The following is a 20,896-nucleotide window of genomic DNA, read 5'->3' on the forward strand; positions in this document are numbered from 1 at the left end:
TGTTAGCCCTCGTCTAAGATCTCAACAATTCCGAGCTGTCCGTCAATCCGAACTTTTTGCCCATCTCGCAAAATTTCAGTGGCATGTTGAACGTCCATGACGGCTGGAATTCGATATTCTCGTGCCACGATCGCGCCATGAGAGAGCCGTCCTCCGACTTCTGCAATCAGTCCTCCGACTCGTGCCAAAACAGGCATCCAGCCGGAATCTGTGTAAGGAACGACGAGAATGGTGTCGCGATCGACGGTGCCTAATCCATTGAGCGATCGCATGACTCGAATTGTTCCCGCCACCTGTCCCGCGCTTGCTCCGATGCCTTGCAGCCGATTAGAAGCTTGCCAAGTGGGAAGAGCAGGAGTTGGGGGATCGTCTCCGTAGACTAATTGCGGAATCGGAGAAAGTTGGCGATCGTGATCAAACTGGGCGCGACGATGTTGAATAAGTTCTGAAAACTGTGAGGTTTTACCCTGCCGAATCTCCGCATACGTGAGAAAAAAGATATCGCCCGGCTGATGGAGAATGCCGGAAGCAAGCCACTGTTGTTCGATCGCAAGAAATCGCCAGCGGAGTTCAGCGAGAAATCGACTATAAATTTCGGTGACTTTCCCTTTCAAAGCAATCCGACGCTGTACGCCTTGATGTTTAATCTTTGGCGAAGTCGGTTCGGGAGTTGGATTTAAGCAGAATTGCCGAAATAAATCTCGAATCGGTTCAGGTTGCTCTCGCCACGTCGGAATCGCAATGTCTGTCCCAACTTCGCTGAGATAGCCGTAGCGATCGAGAATCTGATCAAACTGATGCAAAATCGCTTGCCCTTGAGCCGTTTTTTCAAGTTGAGTAAAGACATCTTCGGAGTTTTCTAACAGCGATCGAGCAGAGCTAGCAAGATTCGACAAGGCTCTCATCGCAGCAACTTCTGGAGTGTCTCGATTATCTACCTCGTCATCTTGGACTCGAAACATTGCTTTTCTCAAAGCAGCACTTAAGGGAGCCAGAATACTGTAGTAAGTTGCACGTTCTAGTAACTCAAGAATTTGCTGAATTTGCTCTGTTAGTTCCTCGATCGACAATTCAGACAGTTCTGAAGATCTCGGCTCCAAAGCTGCTAGAAAGCGCGGCTCATCTCTCGCGAAATCCTGCTCTAATCTCATTTCTCGCTTGAGTAATCGCATGAGTCCAGGCGAATTTGCCATCGTCGATTGTAAAGGAGGACGACTAAACTTCGCGCCTCTAGTCAGAAATTCCAAGCTCTCAGCAGGCAGCCCCATGCGTCTAAAAATCTGCCCGAGTAATGTCGCATTAAAATAAGCATGAGAATAATGCAGCGTAGCCGTTTCCTCAAAGTTCAGACCTTGAGCGCGTGTTCCCAGTACGATCGTAAAGATCTTTCCCCAAACTCCACAAGTCAACGGTCGATTAATTGACCAAGTTAGCGGTCGAATCGCTCCTGGAATCACTTCTGCGGCAATCTTTCTCGTCCAAATTGGAGCTAATGTTGTAATCGATCGAGCTTGGAGTAACCAGAGCTTTTCTCCGTCATAGCTCCACTCGATATCTTGCGGCACGCCATGAAAATATTCTTCTAAATGTCGAGCTAAGTAAGCAACTTGCTGAATCAATCTGTTCGGAACTGTCCCTTGTCCCGACACTTCTAGCATCTGCTCTTTTGGTAAAGCCCAATCTTGACCCACTTCGCGAACATTCACAATGTAGCTCTCTGGAGTCACCTGCCCTGACACAACTTGATCAGCATTTCCAGGCAAAGCTTCAATCAAAACTGCATCGCCTTGCCTCGAAATCGGATCGCGACTAAACGCTACTCCCGAAAACACACCTCGAATCTGATTCTGAACGAGCACAATCATCGAAGCATCTGGAATGGCGCGATCGCGTCGATACTGAACTGCTGATTCTTGCTCATACGAGTCTAAACAGCGCATAATCGCAGGCAACAGTAACTCTCGATGGGTCACATTTGCAATCGATTCGTACTGCCCCGCTGCCGACGCTGATTCTGAATCTTCTCCGATCGCAGAGGATCGAACAATCAAGGGCTGCTCTCGACTCGGCCGCATCGCCTGAATCAACGGCTGCGGATCATCTCCTGGCAAAAGCACCCAACCCTCCGGCACAGGATAACCCGATCGCTTTAACTCGGAGAGCGTTGCTGCCTTTTGTCCAACCTTGTCTGCTTTTAACGCTTGATCGAGCGAAATCAGCGATCGATCTTCGCGAAGAAATTGAAACATTGCTTTTGATCCTCTCTGTGCCGTATCAGATCTGAGATCCAAGTCATCTGGAATCTGGTTATAGATCCACCACAAAAACGCTGCCAGTCCCACTGATCCCACAATCAGCGGTGTTTCCTGTGGATGTCTCAATGCGGTAATCAGCGGAAACAAAATCAAAACCCCAAATTTTCCCGCTTGCCGCTCCCGCAAAATCGTAAATCCAATTCCCCCAATCAGAAACACCAGAAACGAGGTGAGTGGATCGTGAACGACATAGCCCCAAACTACATTGGTCGTCCCCGCTCCTTTTCCAATGAAGTATCGCCCATAAACCAGCGCAATCAGGGAAAAAATTTCCCACTCTGGACGATCCGGAAAGAACGATCGCGCGAGTAAAACCGCCGCAATGCCCTTCAATGCCTCCGAGAGCACCGCCAGCACCCCAACCCATTTACCCCCGTGATAAAACGCCGCCGAGACGCTCACATTCCCCGTTCCAAGCTGCTGCAACCGCTTCCCGGTCAGACGGGTCGTTATCCACCGAATCAATGGCAATCCGCCCAGAATCGGACAGAGTCCGAAAATCAGCAGAGCGCCCCAAACATGCATCAAGGTCATAGCGCGATCGAACCAGAACTTCTCTCTGAAAGTCTACCGAATTCACTCTGCACCGAGAAAGTAAGTGCGTTTTTATACAAGATATTGGGTATAAGGGGGGAGCCGCACTCAGATTCAACCCCCGATGTCTGAACTCGATACGATCGCTCATCCCCCGAAAACGCCACCGTCTTTTGTGGTGGCGCGCAAAACCCTTCAAAAGGCTCAATCTGCTGGTTTGCCAGCAAAAGCAAAAGTTGCTCCTCCAGAAGTAATTCGATCGCCAGAGTTTAGCGAACTCCCTAGCTCAGACAGTAGTGAACTCCCTAGCTCAGACAGCATGGAGCAAGTTACTTCTGTCTCACAGCTCTCCGATGTGCGTCCAAGCGATTGGGCATTTCAGGCACTTCAAACTCTCGTCGAGCGCTACGGTTGTATTGCAGGCTATCCGGATCAAACCTTTCGCGGCGATCGTGCTTTAACTCGATCTGAATTTGCAGCCGGACTGAATGCTTGTCTCGATCGCATTCAAGACCTAATTGCTTCCCAAACGACTAACATCATCACCCGTCAAGACTTAGAAATTGCTCAAAAGCTGCAAATAGAATTCGCAACAGACTTAGCTGCACTCAAAGGTCGCATCGATCGCTTAGAAGCTCGAACTACAACGATCGAGAAACAACAATTTTCCACGACAACACGATTGTTCGGACAAGCGATCGCTTCAGTTCAAACGAGCAATCGAGCCGATGTTGATCTCTTTCCCAGAGAGGGTATTCCAGAACGCCAAGGCAAGCTTCAAACGACACTTGCTAGCAATCTTCAACTCTCACTCGCAACCTCATTCACTGGCAGAGATTTACTACTAACGACCTTACAAACCGGAAACTTGCGATCGTCTGCCCCAAATTTATTAACGAATATGGGACGCTTATCCTATGAGTCTGAGCAAGACAATCAACTTGTAGTCAGCGATCTCTCTTACCGTTTCCCAGTGAGTAAAAACTTCGGGGTTTTAGTCGGCGCATCTGGGGTCACTCCCTCGAATACGTTTCGCGGGATCAATCCACTCGAAGGCTCTGGAGAAGGAGCACTTTCTCTGCTTGGACAGCGCAATCCGATTTTAGCGATCGGCAATGGCACAGGCGGCATCGGCTTCGATTGGCAAATTAATCGGCGCGTGAGTTTGCAAGGCGTTTACAGCGCGGAAATTCCTGGATTTCCTGGAAATGCGGATGTCGGTGGATTGATTGGCGGTCGATATGCAGCAGGGGCACAATTGACGATCGCGCCGACTCGCAACATCGATCTCGGCATTCATTACCTATTTTCTCGCAGCCCAGATGGCTTTTTGGGCACAGGAATCGGGGATTCTCAACTCCTTTCACCGTTTGCCCCAACCCACACAGCTTTTACGACTCATGCCGTCGGCGCGACTTTAGCCTGGCGGGTGAATCGGAAATTCACGATCGGCGGTTGGGGCGGTTGGACATCTTCTAGAGCGCTCAGCGTTGTGGGTTCAGTACAGACGACAAATTGGATGGTCTTTTCTGCCTTGCCGGATCTGTTTGTGCCGGGAAATCTCGGTGGCATCCTCTTCGGACAACCGCCTAAAATTACGAGCAGCAATCTACCCGAAGAGTACAACTTTCCTCGATTTAGCGATACAGGGAGCAAAGGCGGTCAGCCAGACACAGCCTTACATTTAGAACTGTTCTACCGAGCTAGAGTCAATCCAGCCTTGGAGGTGACACCTGGCGTAATTGTTATTTTCAACCCCAATCACAACAAAGCAAATGATCCAGTTGTCATCGGGGCAGTTCGGGCAACTTTTAGATTCTAGGAACAATGACCATGCTCTCGAAATTCTGGGTTACTTTTTCACTTGCGATCGCGGCTCTTAGCTGTCATAGTACGATTGCGTCTGCTCAAATCACCATCCGCAGTACTGGCGTAGTGACTGGAACAGTCGTGCCTCCGAGTCAAAATCCAAATTTCAACCAAGGCACAACCAGAGTCACGACAGATAGCCAAGGTCGCTATTTCCGAAATGGACAATTGGTATATTCTGCACAGGACTTTGATCCAAATTTAGTCCAAGTCGATAGTCAAGGACGCTACTTTGTAGACTTCCGAGGAATTCCAATCGTTTCAACCGATGGCACACTCACTTCTCCGGTGCTTTCAAACGGTCAACTCCAACCCATTCGCCGTAATCACAATGCCCCAACTCGCTTCCACGGCACAATTCAAGACGAATTAGTCGTACGAGGAAGATACGAAGGTATTGCCACCGATCCGAATACGGGATTGCAATATCAAGGAGTCTTCGATATCACTGGACAAGGACCGCGTTACAGCGATCGCAATGGCGGCACAAGCCCGACCGTTTTCGATTTTCGATCGCACTACAATTTTTCCGCTAATCCACAAATTCCTCCACGTCCGACTGTTTCATCTTTCCAAATCACTGCGATGCCAGTTCAACTGCGCGTCATCATTCCCGCAGGCTTAGCTCCACTCAGCACAACTCCCACTCCAATTACAAATCCAACGAGCAATCCGATTAGCAATCCGACTAGCAATCCGATTTCAACGCCGAGTGCATCCTCTACGATCGACAGTGCCCCGAGCTTTGGAGGTATGCTTAGCAATAACCCATTGCAAGACGTTAGCCGCGTTATCCTCGAAGGTTCAAAAAGTTCTGATGCGCAGATTGGTCCAAGAAGCCGGATTTTACTTCGCTGATTTTTCGTAAGTTTTAGAGGGTGTTTTAAGCCACGGAATGGACGATCGTGAACTTACTTTTGGCAACATAGAGATTAAACTCTAAGAGTTGACATTTACCATCCCTAGCAGCATGTCCAGTTCCCTCCCTTTGCCTCCCGGTTCTTCAGGATTACCCGTTATCGGTGAAACATTCGGTTTTCTGAACGATCCTGACTTTTCTACTAAACGACACAAACAGTTTGGCAACGTTTTTAGAACCAATCTCTTTGGTCGATCGACGATTGTTCTATCAGGAGTCGATGCAGTTCGCTTTGTGCTGCTCAACGAGAATCAATACTTTGTTATCAGTTGGCCCCCCAGCGTAAAGACATTACTAGGATCTGCCTCAGTCCCGGTTCAGCAAGGGAGCCTTCATCAACAGCGCCGTAAGCTATTAGTTCAAGCGTTTCAGCCAAGAGCACTAGCTAGCTATATTCCGACAATGACGAGCATCACCCAAAACTATCTCGATCGTTGGGCGCAGAAAGAGACGATCCGTTGGTATCCAGAACTGCGGAATTACACACTCGACATTGCCTGTCAGCTCATTGTGGGTATTTCATCTGGTTCGCAAACTCGGTTTGGAGAATTGTTTGAGATCTGGGTAAAAGGGTTATTTTCTGTGCCTCTGAAGTTGCCAGGAACTAAGTTTAGTCAAGCCTTAAAAAGCCGTCAGTTGTTGCTAGATGAGATTGAACGCGTTGTCAAAGCTCGCCAATCGCAAGAAAACATAGAATCAGATTCGCTCAGTCTTTTACTCAATGCGAAAGACGAAGAGGGAAATCGCTTGAGTATTGATGAACTCAAAGATCAAGTATTGACCTTATTGTTTGCGGGACATGAAACCTTGACTTCAGCGATCGCGTCTTTCTGTCTCTTGACGGCGCAACATCCAGCGATCTTAGAGCGGCTTCGAGCCGAACAATCGCAGTTTAAGAACGACGACTTACTCACACTCGAAGACTTAAAGCAGATGGACTTTCTCGATCAAGTCTTGAAAGAAGTGCTGCGAGTCGTATCTCCTGTAGGTGGAGGATTTCGAGAAGTCATTCAAGAGTGTGAGTTTGACGGCTATAAGATTCCTAAAGGCTCACAAGTCCTATACGAGATTGGTCAAACCCATCAAGATAGTACCCTTTATCCGAATCCGAAACAGTTTGATCCAGAGCGCTTCAATCCAGAGCAAAAGCTTGAGCCTTTTAGTCACGTGCCCTTTGGTGGTGGAATCCGCGAGTGTTTGGGGAAAGAGTTTGCCCGATTAGAGATGAGAATTTTTGCGGCACTACTCGTTCGCAATTATGAATGGGAGTTAGTTCCTGGACAGAATCTTGACTTGCAAATGATTCCAACACCGCAACCGAAAGATGGACTCCAAGTGAAGTTCCGACGAAAAGCTAGCTAGTTTGCTGCCTGCACCCTAGGAGAAGCAATTTGAAGAGAGCCAGAATTTAATCTGTTCATCGACAAATACGACATGAAAAAGCTCGATCATCGAAACGATCGAGCTATGGAGCTACTCTCTCTTAAACCTGAAAAAACTTTTTGATGTCACCTTGAGGAATCGACTTACAGATCTCCACCCCGGAGCGCTAGCAAGAAGATCACCACTGGCCCAGCCAGCATAATCATGGCAATCAATGCCAATTGAACGATTCCTGTAAGGTTAATATCGTTCAGAAAGCTCAAAAACTCCATCTGTCCCCCCAACAAGCCTTTAATATAGGAAAGTCACAAAGCTGCAATACGAGCTATTTTATCGGTACGCGCTCCCCAATCTTAAAGAACTTTACAAAACTCAATAAAAATCCGAAGGCAGCATCACGAAAATTCATTGCTAAACTCAAGGCAAGTCTTTTCGTCCCTTTTTTGCCCGGTTGATATGGAAATTCTGATTGTCGAAGACGAAGCTGAAATTGCTCAACTGATCCAACTTTATTTGGAAAAAGAGGGGTTTTCCTGTCGCACCTGCCGCGACGGACTCAGCGCGTTACAAATCTTCCAAGAACAAAAACCTGATCTGATCATCCTAGATTTGATGATCCCTGGATTAGATGGATTGGAGGTCTGTGCGCGGGTTCGTCAGAAACCGGGTACAAAAGATCCCTTTATCCTAATGTTGACCGCAAAGGGTGAAGAAATCGATCGCATTATCGGACTGTCCACAGGCGCAGACGATTACATGGTCAAACCCTTTAGTCCGAAAGAACTGGTCGCGCGAGTGCGGGCATTATTGCGGCGAACCATGCGCCAAGGTGGACAATCTCAGGTCTATCGCACCCAAAATTTTGTTTTAGATGTGGATCAGCGATCGGCATCTCGTCAGATCAATGATCAAGCCGAACCGCTTGATCTAACAACGCTCGAATTTGATTTACTCTCTACGTTTATGAGCTATCCCGGTCGAGTCTGGAACCGGACGCAACTGATCGACAAGCTTTGGGGCAGTAACTTCTTCGGAGATGAACGCGTCGTCGATACCCATGTCGCAAGATTGAGAAAGAAAATCGAACCGGACCCTGCAAATCCGACCTTTGTCAAAACGGTGATCGGAGTCGGCTACAAGTTTGAGGACACTACCCCATGACAAAGCCCAATCTCCGCACCCGTCTATTTTTGTCGCACATGATCGTCATGGTTGTGGGACTGAGTACCTTAATAACCGTGGGTAAAGTTTACACGCCCCGATTGTTTGTGCTGCATTTAGAACAATTGCAGGGCAGTGGCTTTAACGTGATTCGCGTCAAGCGACAACTGGTCGATGGATTCGAGTCGGCTTGGAGTCGAGGCGCATTTTGGTCAGTGGTGGTTGGGGGAACAACAGCGATCGGATTAAGTTACTGGGTGTCAAAGCGCATTATGCAGCCTTTGATTCAAATGGAACAGATTACCCAACGCTTTGCCGCAGGACATTTACAAGAACGAGTTCCAGAGAATGAAATTCCAGAACTGAACCGACTGGCAGATAGCTTCAATCGGATGGCACACGATCTTGAAGGCGTTGAACAACGCAGACGAGATTTAGTCGGGGACTTGACGCATGAGTTACGGACACCCTTAACCGTCATTGAAGGCTATTTAGAAGGATTGGCAGATGGCACGATCGAGCCTTCTTCGGATATCTATCAACGTCTTGCCAAAGAAACAGTACGATTACGGCGATTAGTCAATGATCTGCAAGAACTGTCCAAAGCAGAAGCAGGCTATTTACCAATTCAGCTTCAACCTGTGCAAATTCGACCGCTCTTAGTGGCGATCGTGCAAAAATTTTCTGACCAACTGCTCGAAGAGAGTCCAACGTTAAAAGTAGACTGTCCAGACACGCTTCCTCAAGCTTTAGCTGATCCCGAACGGGTCGAACAAGTGCTGATCAATTTGGTCGGAAATGCGCTCCGCTACACGCCCGAAGGCAGCATTACGCTACGCGCCTGGGCAGAACAAGAGCGAGTCTGGATTGCAGTGGAAGATACAGGCAAAGGCATTGCTGCGGAAGATTTGCCCCATGTATTTGAGCGATTTTGGCGATCGGATCGCTCGCGCGATCGCCATTCAGGCGGAACAGGAATTGGACTTGCGATTTCTCGACGACTGGTCGAATTACAAAAAGGCACGATCGAGGCTGAAAGCGAAGTCGGTCAAGGCAGTACGTTCCGATTCTCGTTACCGATTTTAGTGGAGAGACCCAAACTTTTGTCTTCGTTGCGCGATCGCGAATCTCCCGAATCGGCTTATCCCAAATCCAAACTCTAAGATTCAAAATTCGCTGTCATGTCTTCGACATGAACTTGTCAAACTGGATAACTACAATGACAAGGTTATCAATTCCGCATCGTTTTGTTATGCTTCCTGTAGCTCTTGTCGTGTTGATCATTGGAGCAATCACCTTAGGTGGGCTTGCCTCAATGCGTTATTTGTTCCCTCAGAGCCATCGCTCCTACTCGAATCGCAAACCTTAATGGCTACACCTGCTAGTTTAGATGGCACTCTCATTCGCTTCAATAAAGTAGCGCTGAAAGTCGCTCATTCACCTGGCAAATCTCCTGCGATCGTGTTTATTCACGGAGGCTTAGGCAGTCGGACAAATTGGTGTTTACAGTGGGATTATTTTCAAGCGCTAGGGCAAGAACTGCTTGCTTATGATCTCGCTGGACATGGTGAGTCTGGACGCTATCGACGCTACTCAGTGGGGAGACACCAGCGGGATCTCAATCGTTTGCTGCATCACTTCAAAATTCATCAGCCGATTCTATGCTGCCATAGTTATGGGGTTCCCATTGGTTTAGAGTGGGCAAAGCGGCATCATGCTAGAGCGCTGATCGCCATCGGCGGCGGAACGCATAATCTTACGCCTTGGTGGGAAATTCCGGTGATTAAATTTTTTGCGCTGGGCGGACATCATCTCTATCGCTGGCAGTTTGTCCAAACCTTATTGCAATCGATTTCAAATGAGCAGCTCGCAGAGTTTTACAGCCGCAATTCGATTCCGACGGATGCTCATCCTTTTGAAGCGATCGAGGGCTTTTGGGGCTATGACGCTCAGCACCATCCGATTTCTTGCCCAGTTACCGTGATTACAGGTGGCGATGATCCCATGTTTCCGCCCGCGATGGGTCATGAATGGTTAGCGAATCTTTTACATGTTCAATCTGAGCACAGCTCTCATATTACCGTTCCCAACGTTGGACATTTGGTGATGGCAGAAGCTCCAGAGGTAGTCCAGAATGCTATTACCAAATGGCTCTAACTTTAGCTCTAACTTTCTGCAACAAATACGACACAAAGATTAATCGATCTCCGCCTGAGTCTCTTTTAATGTTGAGATAGGAACTTAGGGGTTGAGACTATGGCAACGCAACGACGATCGCAAAAAAACATCACCTCAAATCACAAAACCCTCACCATTGAAGCAGAAACTGTACAGCCCGAAAATCAAGACTCAGAGAAGACTGAGGTTCATGAATTAAAGGCTGCTTTAGAACAAGCCCAGCAAACCGAAAAATCATTACAAGAGTCGATCACCCAATTAAAAGCGCAAGTCGAAGATCATGATGCGATCGTCAAACAGTTAGAACAAACCCAGCAAACCGAAAAATCATTACAAGAGTCGATCACCCAATTAAAAGCGCAAGTTGAAGATCACGATGCGATCGTCAAACATCTCCAAGCAAATGTCGAAGAAGCTCAACATACTGCTTTGAAGCTTGCAGAATCGAATCAAACTTTGATTGAAGAGAACAAGCAACTGAGAACCAGTGCTGGGAAAATCGATCATCTGCAATCTGAACTCGAAAAAGCGCAACAAGCAGCTTTGAAGCTTGCAGAATCGAATCAAGCTCTAATTGCTGAAAACAAAACCTTGCAAGAAAATCAAGCCACTGAGCAAAAATCTGCATTAGCAACTGCTCAAGCTGAGGCGGATCTGAGAAGCCATCAGGACATTTTGAAAAAACGCCAAGCTGTAACGCTTGCCCATCCAGTTTTCCCAAATAATTTTGCACCCGTGAAGAGTTCAGATCCTGATGTCGGTTGGTTTGATTAAATCATTTCGACAAGTCCACTCACTCAGTCCACTCACTCTGATTCTGCCCCACCCCGAATTCCATTTCGGGGCGGGTGCATAACACAGCGAGTCGATAATATCGAACTTAGAGAGCAATACTGTTTTCTAACTGAATCGATCGCGATCGTGCTTTTCACCAAAATCGATCTGCGGTCCGATCGGAACAATCCGAGTCGGATTAATCTGAGGGTGACTCATGTAGTAATGGCGTTTAATGTGGTCTAGATTGCAAGTCGGCTGAATCTGTGGATGTTGGTACAGTTCTTTGAGATAGTTCCACAGATTTGGATAGTCCAAAATTCGACGCAAATTACACTTAAAATGACCGTGATAAACCGAATCAAACCGCAACAATGTGGAGAACATGCAGATATCTGCTTCTGTTAAGCGATCGCCACACAGATATCTTTGCTTTGCTAATACAGCCTCCCAGTAGTCCAAATTCTGGAAAAGCTCGGTCACTGCTTCTTCATACGCTTCTTGCGTGGTGGCAAATCCCGCTCGATATACACCATTGTTAACTGGCATGTAGATTTTATCGATCGTGTCATCGATCTGCTGTTGGAGATCCTGTGGATAAAGATCATTCGTTCGCGTTGCAAATTCTGCAAATTCTGTATCGAACATGCGAATAATTTCGCGAGATTCATTATTGACGATCGTACTTTTCTCTTTATCCCACAGCACCGGAACTGTAACTCGCCCCGTATACTTTGCATCCGCTTTGACATAGATCTCTTGCAGATATTCAGCCTGATTGACCGAATCCGGAATCGCCCCCGGATTTTCAGAGAAATACCAGCCTTTCTCACTTAACACTGCATCAACAATTGAAAGCCCAATGACTGCCTCTAATCCTTTGAGCGATCGCATCATTAACGTGCGATGTGCCCAAGGACAAGCTAGCGACACATAAAGATGATAGCGCCCTGAGGCGGCTGGAAATCCGCTAGAACCATCAGCCGTAATGCGATCGCGAAACGTCGTAGGCTTTCGGTTAAATTTTCCGCTTTGATCCTGCTGATTCCACTCGGTTGTCCACTTTCCATCAACCATCATCCCCAATGCCATACTTAACCCCTACTGTTTTTCAACAAGTACTGTTTCCTTATCATTAGAATGTATGACAGTTTCTAAGTCCGGCATCTCTTGCCAACAATGTGTACAGAACCAATACACCTTGCCTTGACGAACATGACGAAGAAGCTTTTCTGAGCAGCAAGGACATAGAGGCATAGCGTTAACCTTATTTTTGAATAGAGACAAATTAAATTACGAGGCTAATGTCTCCCCACTATCAGTCATAACAATAAAGGTTTCATTCAACATCTGCCATAGGGAACTTACCCGTTGAGTAAGGAGATCTCCGGTTTTTCTTGTTAATTTTATTGATCATTTGGTTGAGAAGCAGACTCAATTTGTAGCGTATTTAACCAAGCAATTCTTGTTAGAAGAACACTAAAGTTTTAATGACTCCGTGATTAATTCCATCGAGAACTGTAGCCAGTTTTGAGAGACTTCATCCTGACATTGTGCTTTTGCTGGCAAACTGAGCCAGGTTGCAAACAAAATCTGACTCATTGCGATCGCAATCCATATCCAAAATCGATTCTGCTTAGTGACCTGAGTTGCAGCAAAATTTGGTGACGATCGCACTTTCCGCCGCTGCTTCGACCACCTCGAAAACCAGAGCATACTCGTAATTCTGATTCCTGTTTGATCCACACCTCGCCGACTGAGATAGTCATCTGATGAAATCCGCTCCATAATCCCCTTGATCCTCCAGGTACACACTAAACCTCAGAACGATCACTCCTCTCCACACAGGACAGTTCAAAACTTCGTTGAAAAGTTTGAGCACAATCTACGCCAGTTTGAAGAAGAGGAATCACCGTCCTGAGTTTTTCAATGGGGATAGGAACATCTCAGTTTTAAGGAATGACGATTTCTTTGACAACGCGATCGTCTTCGACCACACCCAAACTCCGACCTTTCTTCTTCTCTTCGCGTGCAATCCCGTACAATGCCAATCCTGTTCTGAGTACCTCCGCCATGTTCTTGCCTGACTCATCCGAAAGCGATTGCAATAAGTCGTAAGCTTCCGGAGACAAATCTAGATTTAATCTCTTTCTGAGTTTGGTGGTGGCAGATTTTTTTGAAGTTGAATCTGTCACAGGAGAATTCTCCACCATTGTTATCTAATCCTCTACGAGCAACTACGCGATTCCGCAAGCCATTTCATCATAAGTATTGAAGCAAAAGCTGCACCCCGATGGAATCTGCTTTGAATACACTTTTGCTCACTCATACTATCTCCATTATCCACACCTTTCTGGTTTTGAACATGGGTCTTGTTATGAACAATTGATATGTAATTATTCTGTGAATTTTATACTTAACCTTGCCCACGATCGACTTCTCGTAGGCAGGGTTCTTCTACGCAGCGATTTCTCCTCGTTTCTTAGGTCGCAATGCACGGACTTGCGGAGTAGCGAGCGGTTCAACGACTAAGATCAGTTCCACCCGATCGACAACACGAACGCTAGCTCCGGGTAGCAATACAACGTTGTCTAGACACAAAGCTGTCCACCAACTGCCCCGAAATTCGACCTGCCCAAGTTGTCCAGGTCGTAATTTCTCACAGACTTGGGCAATTTGTCCTAATTCATAAACTTTCTCTGCAATCTCGAGATCAGGTTGATGATAGGCATCCGCGATCGAAAAGAAAGATTTCCAGAATTGCAACCCGCTTACACATTTCATGACTGCCTCCAGTTGTGGATTTGAGGTTAGATTCAATAACACTCACTCACTTCGCAGAGAATAATCTTTCGCTGCACCACGCTGAATCTAAGTAAAATTTAAGTAAATAAGCCACTTGAATTCAGCTTTTATTGGATTATATATTGTGTATTTTTTGTGTGTCAAGGCTTCAAAAAAAACGCCCGGCTGATCCGAGCGTCATCATATGAGGTTAATTTGAGGCTGAAATTATTTGACCGTGTCCTTTGCTGCGTCGATGGCATCTTGAGCCTTATCGCTCAGAGTTTTCGTGGTTCGCTTTGACTGATAAGCAGCATCATCTGCGGCATCTTTCACATTGTCTTTGATGTTTTGAGTTCCTCGACCGACTGCATTTTTCGCAGTTTCTGTAACGCGATTGACCCGTTCTCCCATCGTGTCACCCAATTCGTCAGAGGTCTTCTCTAGTGCGTTGCCATAACGCGCATCCACATTGCGCTTTGCATTATCTACCAAGGACTTCGCTTTTTCTGAAGGAATTTGTCCTGGTGGCGTGTCATCGTAATTGTTCATGCCGCCTTTGTAAGGCTGGGTTTGATTCACAGGATGCGGATCATTGTCTAAAGAAGTCGATGTCGATAAAGAAGGCATTTTAGCTTGAGCCGCACCACTACAAGCGGTGTTCAGTAACAACATGACTCCAGCAAGGAATGCGATCGTGATTTCTTTTAATCGAAGTGCTTTGACAACCGATGCGATTTTGCTCATAAAAATCTCCATTGAATTTAGAAATTGTGCATATCGAGACACCTAGACGATATAGAACCGCATGATTTCGTGCCCTCTAGCGCAAGTTGCATCTCAGGTTTCAAATTTCAGCATTTCTTTCTGTCCCTAGAACGATTACGCTGAGTAAGCGTTGCTGAGGCTTTGGATTGTGAATCGCAAGCAGTTAAAACCTTTTTTGCGCGGGCTGATTTTGGCTGCCGTGCTGTTTTTCCTGCTGAAAACGTTGGCAAATCATTGGCGCGAGGTTGCTCAAATCCGAATTGATGCGGCTGGAATTGCTTGTTTAACGATCGCACTCGGAATCACCCTTTTCGCTCATATCTTTGCAGGCTACGTCTGGGCATGGATTCTGAAACTTCTGTCTTATCGCGTTTCTGGCGCTTGGGGTGCAAAGACCTACCTGACAACGAATCTAGCGAAATACCTGCCTGGAAATATTTGGCACTTCTATGGGCGCATTTCTGCCGCTACAAAACTGAAAATTCCTGTGGAAGCGGCAACTTTAAGCATTCTCTTAGAACCGCTCTTGATGGTAATTGCAGGCTGTTTGTTTGTTCTGATTGGATCAGGGTCAATCGCTTGGCTGCAAATTGGCATCGCGATCGCGATCCTGATTGCAATTCACCCGATCTTTCTCAACCCGATTCTTCGACAAGTCAGCAAGCTCAAGCCATCAACTTCAATACTGCGACTTGAAAAATATCCGCTTTTGCCATTACTCGGAGAGCTCGGCTTTTTGGGATTGCGATCCATCGGCTTTGTCTTTGCCGTTTTAGCACTGCGTACGGTGAATTGGGGAGATCTACCGCTTCTCGTCACCGCATTTTCATGGGCATGGCTCCTCGGACTGATCACGCCAGGACTCCCAGGAGGCATTGGTGTATTTGAAGCGGTCGCAATTGCATTCCTAAGCCGATCGTTTCCAAGTGGTGAAATTTTAGCGATCGTGGCTCTGTATCGCTTGGTCAATACCCTGGCTGAAACTTTAGGAGCAGGATTGGCATGGATTGACGATCGGCTCTTTCCTCAAGATTGAGAGACTTCTGGAGGTTGAGGGCGAATGATTGGCTTCATCTGCGAGAAAATCCGATAGTGATCCAGCGTCGTCTGAGTTGGAGGAGTTTCTTGCATTTTGACAAGATTGTATTGGACGTTTTCGGCATGAATTGCAAAAGTAACGTTAAAGAATTCCAAGAAGTTGACAACCCAATGGCACTCTTGCTCGGGTAACTGTTCGTAATAGCGAATGAGGGCAGCGATTTGAGCCTCAAGATGCGATCGCGAAGCATTACAAATCAGCACCAGTTTGAGCAAGACAATCACCAAAGTCATGGGGTTACCCTGTGCCAGAAGTAGCACAAACAGCGGCGATGGATCTTTGCGATTTTCAGTCGTCAACGCTTCAATCAGGCGATTACAGGTTCTCAACACCAAAGCATCACTCAGCGCCCTCTGTTCATAATCTGGATAGAGTGCTTCTAATTTCTCAACCAGTCTCGCCTCAAATTCGGCTGCGAACTGACTGTGATGATCGACCGAGAAAATCAGATACTTTTGCAGACTTTGCTTGAATTGTTGATAGTTCAAAGTCTGAATTTGATTAATAAAAATATGCGCTAAATTAGCATAGCTATATTGTCCACGCCTTGCCACGATCGCTTTAATTAACATCAAAACGTTATCGCCTAAAGCAGTCGGATTCTTTGGCATTTTTTCAGCGGATGTTGCAGACTGCGATTTTGCAATATACATCGCTAGATCAAACTTAAATCGGTCTTTGAGCTGGCGAGACAGTGCCCGTGCTGCTTCTCGTTGCTCAATCGGATTCTTGGTATCGACATATTGGGGAACCAGTAAATAAGAAGTATATCGACTCACCCATTTCTCTTTGGGCTGTTCCTCGTAGCGTGCAGTAAAAAGTTTTAAATCAGTATAATCTTGACTATTTCTGAAATCTTCAATCCAAGCTTTGAGACGGTTTGCAGAAGGAGAAATAGATGGGGCTGCGATCGCAATTTCTTGAAACGATCGCACTAATTCTTGAATTGATTTGTACTGTCTGGCTGCATCCCAATTATTAACAAGAATATAGCAAGCCCGTTTCAGCGTATTTTTAAATGCAACTTGATTATTACTGATGACAAGCTGATGCACAGCCTGAGCCGCGCCAGAAGTTGCTGTATCCCCTAGATAGAAAAACAAACGCTTAAATTCCAGCAGCACCTCTTCGGGCGGCCATTGTTTCACAACTTCGAGGAGAAACCGATACAGGGTTTCTTGAGCTTGGTGAATCGATGGCTCAACCCATTCAGTACGCGACGGCTCCAAAGCAGCAACATCGACTTCATCGACGGCAATCTGGGCTTCAGTTTCTGAAGCATTTGATCGCAGATCTTGCGGCTGTTGGTCTGACGTTGTACTCATAATTCATTCCCAGAGAACAAACGAGGGAGTTGACCTAAACCTCATGAAACGAGTTCAGTAATCTTACGGACACTACCACTCTGATTCAGTGTGCCCACTCGCGACTCTCAAACGAACAAGTTAACGTCCTAACCATTCTGTAACGAGTTCAGGCTGGCTCTTTTGAGCAAACACACGGACTGCATGATAATTCACTTTCTCACGCAGTCGATACACCTGCTTGATTGGCATATCTAACATCTGCGCGATCGCTTCTTGCGTTTTACCTTGTAAATAAAACCGTAACCACTGGGCGGCATCTTCTCCAACCTTCTCGGTCAGATAGTCTTCAAACTGCCGCGCGATCGCGCCTCGCAGTTCTTGCTGCTGTTGTTGCGCTTCTGCTTCTTGGAATTGCGCGATCGCTTCTCCATCTAGCAAACTGACTGTGCCTTCTGCATCATCCGAGGTAATCTCTTCAGAGACGAGCCGAATAAAATCAGCCGCGGGCACTTGAGTCATGCCGCCCCGCTGAGTGCGCTTTTGAAAATTGACGAATCGATAAACTAGCAAAGGCTGGTTGCGAATCGGGCGGAGACAGTACTCTTCGGTTGCGGTTAGCACGATGGCATTGCGTAATCGGGGATCACTGGTGCATTCAGCGATCCACTTCACTTGTTGCTGCATATAGTTGTCATTTTGCAGCAAGTCCTGGATCACTTCTTGTAAGACATCGACAACCGTCGTTTGCCGATCGCGTGACAGCGCAATCCAGGTGTTAATTTTGTTACGAATGACAAACATACTTCCCAAACGCTGCATCAGATTCTTGTAAGCGCGTTGGGGAGGAGTCTCAAAATACCGTTGAACCAGAATGCGATAGCGGTAATCCATCGCTTGGACTTCGATGTCGAGCCGTTCTGCGGTGTAGGTTTCAAAGCGATCGAGATCGTCTCCTAATAACCATTGAACGATACTTTCTCTCGTGGTCTCGCTGCTACGGGGAAGTTCAGTTTTAAGCCGCGATCGCCAGTCCTCGGCGATCTGTTCTACATATGTCATGGTTGCCGTCCTCAATGCCCTGATATAGAGTGTGCCGCAGAGTCGCTCACAAAATCACTTACCCGAATGGGTAAGACTAGTAAACACCGCACTCACTTATATCCGAGGCTTCAGTATAAATCGTTTCTCAAAAGTCGCTCGATGACTCTTAAAATCTTCTAGCTCTTGGAGTCGAGTGACGTGGCAATCCGATCTAGAGTTTCAGTGAGATGAACAATATGATTGACCAACGTCGATTGATTTTCGGTCAAGGTCTGTAAAGCGTTCGTTAAGGCGGAGAGTTGCTTGCCTTGCTGATCGACTTGTGTCGTAATCGTGTCGAGTCGATCAGAGAGTTGCTCGATCGTTTCAGCCGCCGCGATCGTCGTCTCGGCAAGATCGTGCACGATCGCCGCAAGTTGTTGTGATTCCAAAATTCAATTTCCTCCTCATCAGCTGAAATTTGATAGGGCAACGGCTGAACCCTATTTTAATCGAGCTTTCTCATTCCCTGCGCTGTAATTAATTGCGTCAAGCGTAAAACTACTCAGGTTACTCTTCACGGAATCTTCATAAAAGCCAAAAATGCGGACAAGAGTAAAAAGTTTTGAGGAAATATCTGAGTGAGGGCTATTAGTAAATTTGGGCTTTCGTTAGGCTTTACATGAAAGTATGAGACCTGACTTCAGTGATACCACGGTTTCAAGCATTTGCCCGAACTATGTTTAATCCTACTCTTGCCTCGTCATTCACCGATTCTCAGATTGCATCAACCAATTTTCAAGTGCCCCATCGATCTACTACTTCTTTCTTGAAGCGCGCCATCGACATTGTTGGTAGCGTAGCCGGACTCTTGATCGTAGCGATATTATTCGTCCCTTTGGCGATCGCGATTCGGTTAGATAGCCCAGGGCCAATTTTCTATGGGCAAGAACGGCATGGTTTGTTAGGCAAACCGTTTCGGATGTACAAGTTCCGATCCATGGTCGATGGAGCTGAGCATCTAAAATCCCAGGTTGAGAATGAAGCAGAAGGCTTAATTTTCAAAAATCAACAAGATCCGCGCATTACTCGGGTTGGGCGTTTTCTTCGGAAAACGAGCCTCGATGAGTTGCCCCAGTTTTGGAACGTATTGCGGGGCGAAATGAGTCTCGTTGGGACTCGTCCACCGACTCCCGATGAGGTCGCTCAGTATAGCGAACATCACTGGCAGCGCTTAAATGTAAAGCCTGGTATTACAGGCGAATGGCAGGTGAATGGACGATCGATGGTGAAGGATTTTGAAGAAATCGTTCAGTTAGATCTGCGGTATCAAGCGCTGTGGACACCGTTTTATGACATTGTTCTGATTGTGAGAACGATTTATGTCATCTTTGCCAGGGTTGGAGCGTTTTAGATCACTCGAATCATTGTAAACAAAAGCTCTGAGTTCTCAAAACTCAGAGCTTTTGGCATGAATTGGGGATTGTGTCATTTTGCATGAGGCAAGAAGGTGGAGTTTTACAAGACTCCGCCTTCCGAAAATTTTTGTCTAAGCGTGGCGTTTCTGATGCCATTGCCAAGCGTGGCTAAGAATCTGCTCTAAATCCGCATATTGCGGATTCCAACCGAGCAGGGATCGCGCTTTTTCTGCACTGCCAACCAGCGCAGGCGGATCGCCCGGTCGACGATCGCACTCGATCGCGTTAATCGATCGACCCGTCACCTTACGCGCCATCTCGATCACTTCTCTAACCGAGAATCCGTTGCCATTGCCCAAGTTAAATCGCTGAGAATTACCCCCTTGCAGCAAGTAATTCAGCCCAAGCACATGCGCGTCAGCCAGATCGCTGACGTGAATATAATCCCGAATACAGGTTCCGTCAGGAGTTGGATAATCTGTTCCGAGAATTGAGATGGCATCTCGCTTCCCTAGAGCCGCCATCAACACTAACGGAATTAAGTGAGTTTCAGGCTGGTGATCTTCACCGAGCCGTCCCTGGGGATCAGCTCCCGCAGCATTAAAGTAACGAAACGCCACAGATTTGAAATCGTAGGCTTGATCGAAATCGGCTAAGATGCGCTCAACCATCAGCTTCGTCGCACCATACGGGTTGATCGGATCTTGAGGATGATCTTCAGGAATGGGGACTATTTTCGGAACGCCATACGTCGCGCAAGTCGAGGAGAAGACAAAAGATTTAATCCCAGCCGCGACCATTGCTTCTAACAAAGTCAACGTTCCAATCACATTATTGCGGTAGTACTTATCTGGGTAGGCGACTGATTCACCGACATAGGCATAAGCAGCAAAGTGCATCACCGCGCTAAAGGGACGAGCAGCAAACACACGATCGAGCAATTCGCGATCGTTCGTATCTCCTTCGATTAACTCGACCTTCAGCACATTCTCAACAATATCGCGGTGTCCGTAAACGAGATTGTCAAAGACCACCACTTCATAGCCCGCATTTTGCAAAGCAAGCACCGCGTGAGAACCGATATATCCGGCTCCACCTGTCACTAATACGATCGGCTTTTCAGATGACACAATAAATCCTCACCCAAGTTCTAGGACTATTCCCACTTCAGGAACGCGCTTTCACATTCAGGAGAAAGCGGCGAACTTATTTAAGTTTTCATGACGCGGGAGTTACTTGAAAATATCGCGCGTTAACAAGAATAAGATCACTGCAAATACGATACCCGCTAAAATCAGTTCCACTGAATTTTCCTCCTGTACACCCTTAGTCTGTTTGCCACTTTTGCAAAATTGATTGGAAGATTC

The 20,896-nt window shown here is 46.8% G+C and carries 20 protein-coding genes; 9 read left to right on the forward strand and 11 right to left on the reverse strand.

All coding sequences use genetic code 11. The annotated features are described in order from the left end of the window. Positions 1–2: 2 nt before the first annotated feature. Complete coding sequence (locus tag OU814_RS24330) at positions 3–2,849, reverse strand: glycerol-3-phosphate acyltransferase (protein ID WP_268242345.1); 2,847 nt, start codon at positions 2,847–2,849, stop codon at positions 3–5. Between the two features lie 124 nt (positions 2,850–2,973). On the opposite strand from OU814_RS24330, the gene OU814_RS24335 reads away from it, so the two are divergent. The 3 genes from OU814_RS24335 to OU814_RS24345 all read left to right on the forward strand — a co-directional run bounded on the left by OU814_RS24335 (position 2,974) and on the right by OU814_RS24345 (position 6,999). After that, positions 2,974–4,671, forward strand: coding sequence for an iron uptake porin (locus OU814_RS24335; protein ID WP_268242346.1), 1,698 nt, complete (start codon positions 2,974–2,976; stop codon positions 4,669–4,671). A gap of 11 nt (positions 4,672–4,682) precedes the next feature. Beyond that, complete coding sequence (locus OU814_RS24340; RefSeq protein ID WP_268242347.1) at positions 4,683–5,576, forward strand: hypothetical protein; 894 nt, start codon at positions 4,683–4,685, stop codon at positions 5,574–5,576. Positions 5,577–5,688: 112 nt separating this feature from the next. Further along, a complete protein-coding gene (locus OU814_RS24345; protein WP_268242348.1) occupies positions 5,689–6,999 on the forward strand; it encodes a cytochrome P450 in 1,311 nt (436 codons plus the stop codon). Between the two features lie 164 nt (positions 7,000–7,163). On the opposite strand, the gene psb30 is transcribed toward OU814_RS24345, so the two are convergent. Continuing rightward, positions 7,164–7,292 (reverse strand): photosystem II reaction center protein Ycf12/Psb30, encoded by a 129-nt coding sequence (gene psb30, locus OU814_RS24350; RefSeq protein ID WP_017288728.1) that lies wholly within the window; start codon positions 7,290–7,292, stop codon positions 7,164–7,166. Positions 7,293–7,476: 184 nt separating this feature from the next. On the opposite strand from psb30, the gene OU814_RS24355 reads away from it, so the two are divergent. The 4 genes from OU814_RS24355 (at position 7,477) to OU814_RS24370 (ending at position 11,133) form a co-directional block, all read left to right on the forward strand. Next, positions 7,477–8,181: a response regulator transcription factor gene (locus OU814_RS24355; RefSeq protein WP_017288727.1), complete on the forward strand. Its 705-nt coding sequence runs from the start codon at positions 7,477–7,479 to the stop codon at positions 8,179–8,181. Beyond that, positions 8,178–9,344, forward strand: a complete 1,167-nt coding sequence (locus tag OU814_RS24360; RefSeq protein ID WP_017288726.1) for a sensor histidine kinase — start codon at positions 8,178–8,180, stop codon at positions 9,342–9,344. The genes OU814_RS24355 and OU814_RS24360 overlap by 4 nt, the downstream gene beginning before the upstream one ends. A gap of 205 nt (positions 9,345–9,549) precedes the next feature. Continuing rightward, on the forward strand, positions 9,550–10,338 hold the full coding sequence (locus OU814_RS24365) for an alpha/beta fold hydrolase (protein WP_268242349.1): 789 nt from the start codon (positions 9,550–9,552) through the stop codon (positions 10,336–10,338). Between the two features lie 99 nt (positions 10,339–10,437). Then, positions 10,438–11,133, forward strand: coding sequence for a hypothetical protein (locus tag OU814_RS24370; RefSeq protein ID WP_017288723.1), 696 nt, complete (start codon positions 10,438–10,440; stop codon positions 11,131–11,133). A gap of 126 nt (positions 11,134–11,259) precedes the next feature. On the opposite strand, the gene OU814_RS24375 is transcribed toward OU814_RS24370, so the two are convergent. The 5 genes from OU814_RS24375 to OU814_RS24395 form a co-directional block, all read right to left on the reverse strand. Then, complete coding sequence (locus OU814_RS24375) at positions 11,260–12,225, reverse strand: glutathione S-transferase family protein (RefSeq protein WP_326498326.1); 966 nt, start codon at positions 12,223–12,225, stop codon at positions 11,260–11,262. A gap of 387 nt (positions 12,226–12,612) precedes the next feature. Further along, complete coding sequence (locus OU814_RS24380) at positions 12,613–12,921, reverse strand: hypothetical protein (protein ID WP_017288721.1); 309 nt, start codon at positions 12,919–12,921, stop codon at positions 12,613–12,615. A 164-nt stretch (positions 12,922–13,085) separates the two neighbouring features. Next, the gene (locus OU814_RS24385; protein WP_017288720.1) at positions 13,086–13,346 is read right to left on the reverse strand and encodes a hypothetical protein; all 261 of its coding nucleotides are present in this window, start codon (positions 13,344–13,346) and stop codon (positions 13,086–13,088) included. 244 nt (positions 13,347–13,590) lie between these two features. Then, on the reverse strand, positions 13,591–13,917 hold the full coding sequence (locus OU814_RS24390; protein ID WP_190651967.1) for an NfeD family protein: 327 nt from the start codon (positions 13,915–13,917) through the stop codon (positions 13,591–13,593). Between the two features lie 228 nt (positions 13,918–14,145). Beyond that, positions 14,146–14,664 (reverse strand): DUF6658 family protein, encoded by a 519-nt coding sequence (locus OU814_RS24395; RefSeq protein ID WP_026148706.1) that lies wholly within the window; start codon positions 14,662–14,664, stop codon positions 14,146–14,148. A 151-nt stretch (positions 14,665–14,815) separates the two neighbouring features. On the opposite strand from OU814_RS24395, the gene OU814_RS24400 reads away from it, so the two are divergent. Next, positions 14,816–15,721 carry a UPF0104 family protein gene (locus tag OU814_RS24400; RefSeq protein ID WP_268242350.1) on the forward strand — a complete coding sequence of 302 codons (906 nt, stop codon included), beginning with the start codon at positions 14,816–14,818 and terminating at the stop codon, positions 15,719–15,721. On the opposite strand, the gene OU814_RS24405 is transcribed toward OU814_RS24400, so the two are convergent. From OU814_RS24405 to OU814_RS24415, 3 genes are all read right to left on the reverse strand, one after another. Further along, positions 15,712–17,109, reverse strand: coding sequence for a hypothetical protein (locus tag OU814_RS24405; protein ID WP_268242351.1), 1,398 nt, complete (start codon positions 17,107–17,109; stop codon positions 15,712–15,714). The two genes, OU814_RS24400 and OU814_RS24405, sit on opposite strands and share 10 nt — an antisense overlap. Before the next feature lie 120 nt (positions 17,110–17,229). Continuing rightward, a complete protein-coding gene (locus OU814_RS24410) occupies positions 17,230–18,150 on the reverse strand; it encodes a HetZ-related protein 2 (protein WP_190651965.1) in 921 nt (306 codons plus the stop codon). A 158-nt stretch (positions 18,151–18,308) separates the two neighbouring features. Continuing rightward, positions 18,309–18,563 carry a hypothetical protein gene (locus tag OU814_RS24415; protein WP_017288715.1) on the reverse strand — a complete coding sequence of 85 codons (255 nt, stop codon included), beginning with the start codon at positions 18,561–18,563 and terminating at the stop codon, positions 18,309–18,311. 287 nt (positions 18,564–18,850) lie between these two features. On the opposite strand from OU814_RS24415, the gene OU814_RS24420 reads away from it, so the two are divergent. After that, positions 18,851–19,525: a sugar transferase gene (locus OU814_RS24420; protein WP_086371008.1), complete on the forward strand. Its 675-nt coding sequence runs from the start codon at positions 18,851–18,853 to the stop codon at positions 19,523–19,525. Between the two features lie 135 nt (positions 19,526–19,660). On the opposite strand, the gene galE is transcribed toward OU814_RS24420, so the two are convergent. After that, positions 19,661–20,659 (reverse strand): UDP-glucose 4-epimerase GalE, encoded by a 999-nt coding sequence (gene galE / locus OU814_RS24425; RefSeq protein ID WP_017288712.1) that lies wholly within the window; start codon positions 20,657–20,659, stop codon positions 19,661–19,663. Between the last annotated feature and the right edge of the window lie 237 nt (positions 20,660–20,896).

Source organism: Leptolyngbya sp. GGD (assembly GCF_026735145.1).
Taxonomy (GTDB): Bacteria; Cyanobacteriota; Cyanobacteriia; order Leptolyngbyales; family Leptolyngbyaceae; genus Leptolyngbya; species Leptolyngbya boryana.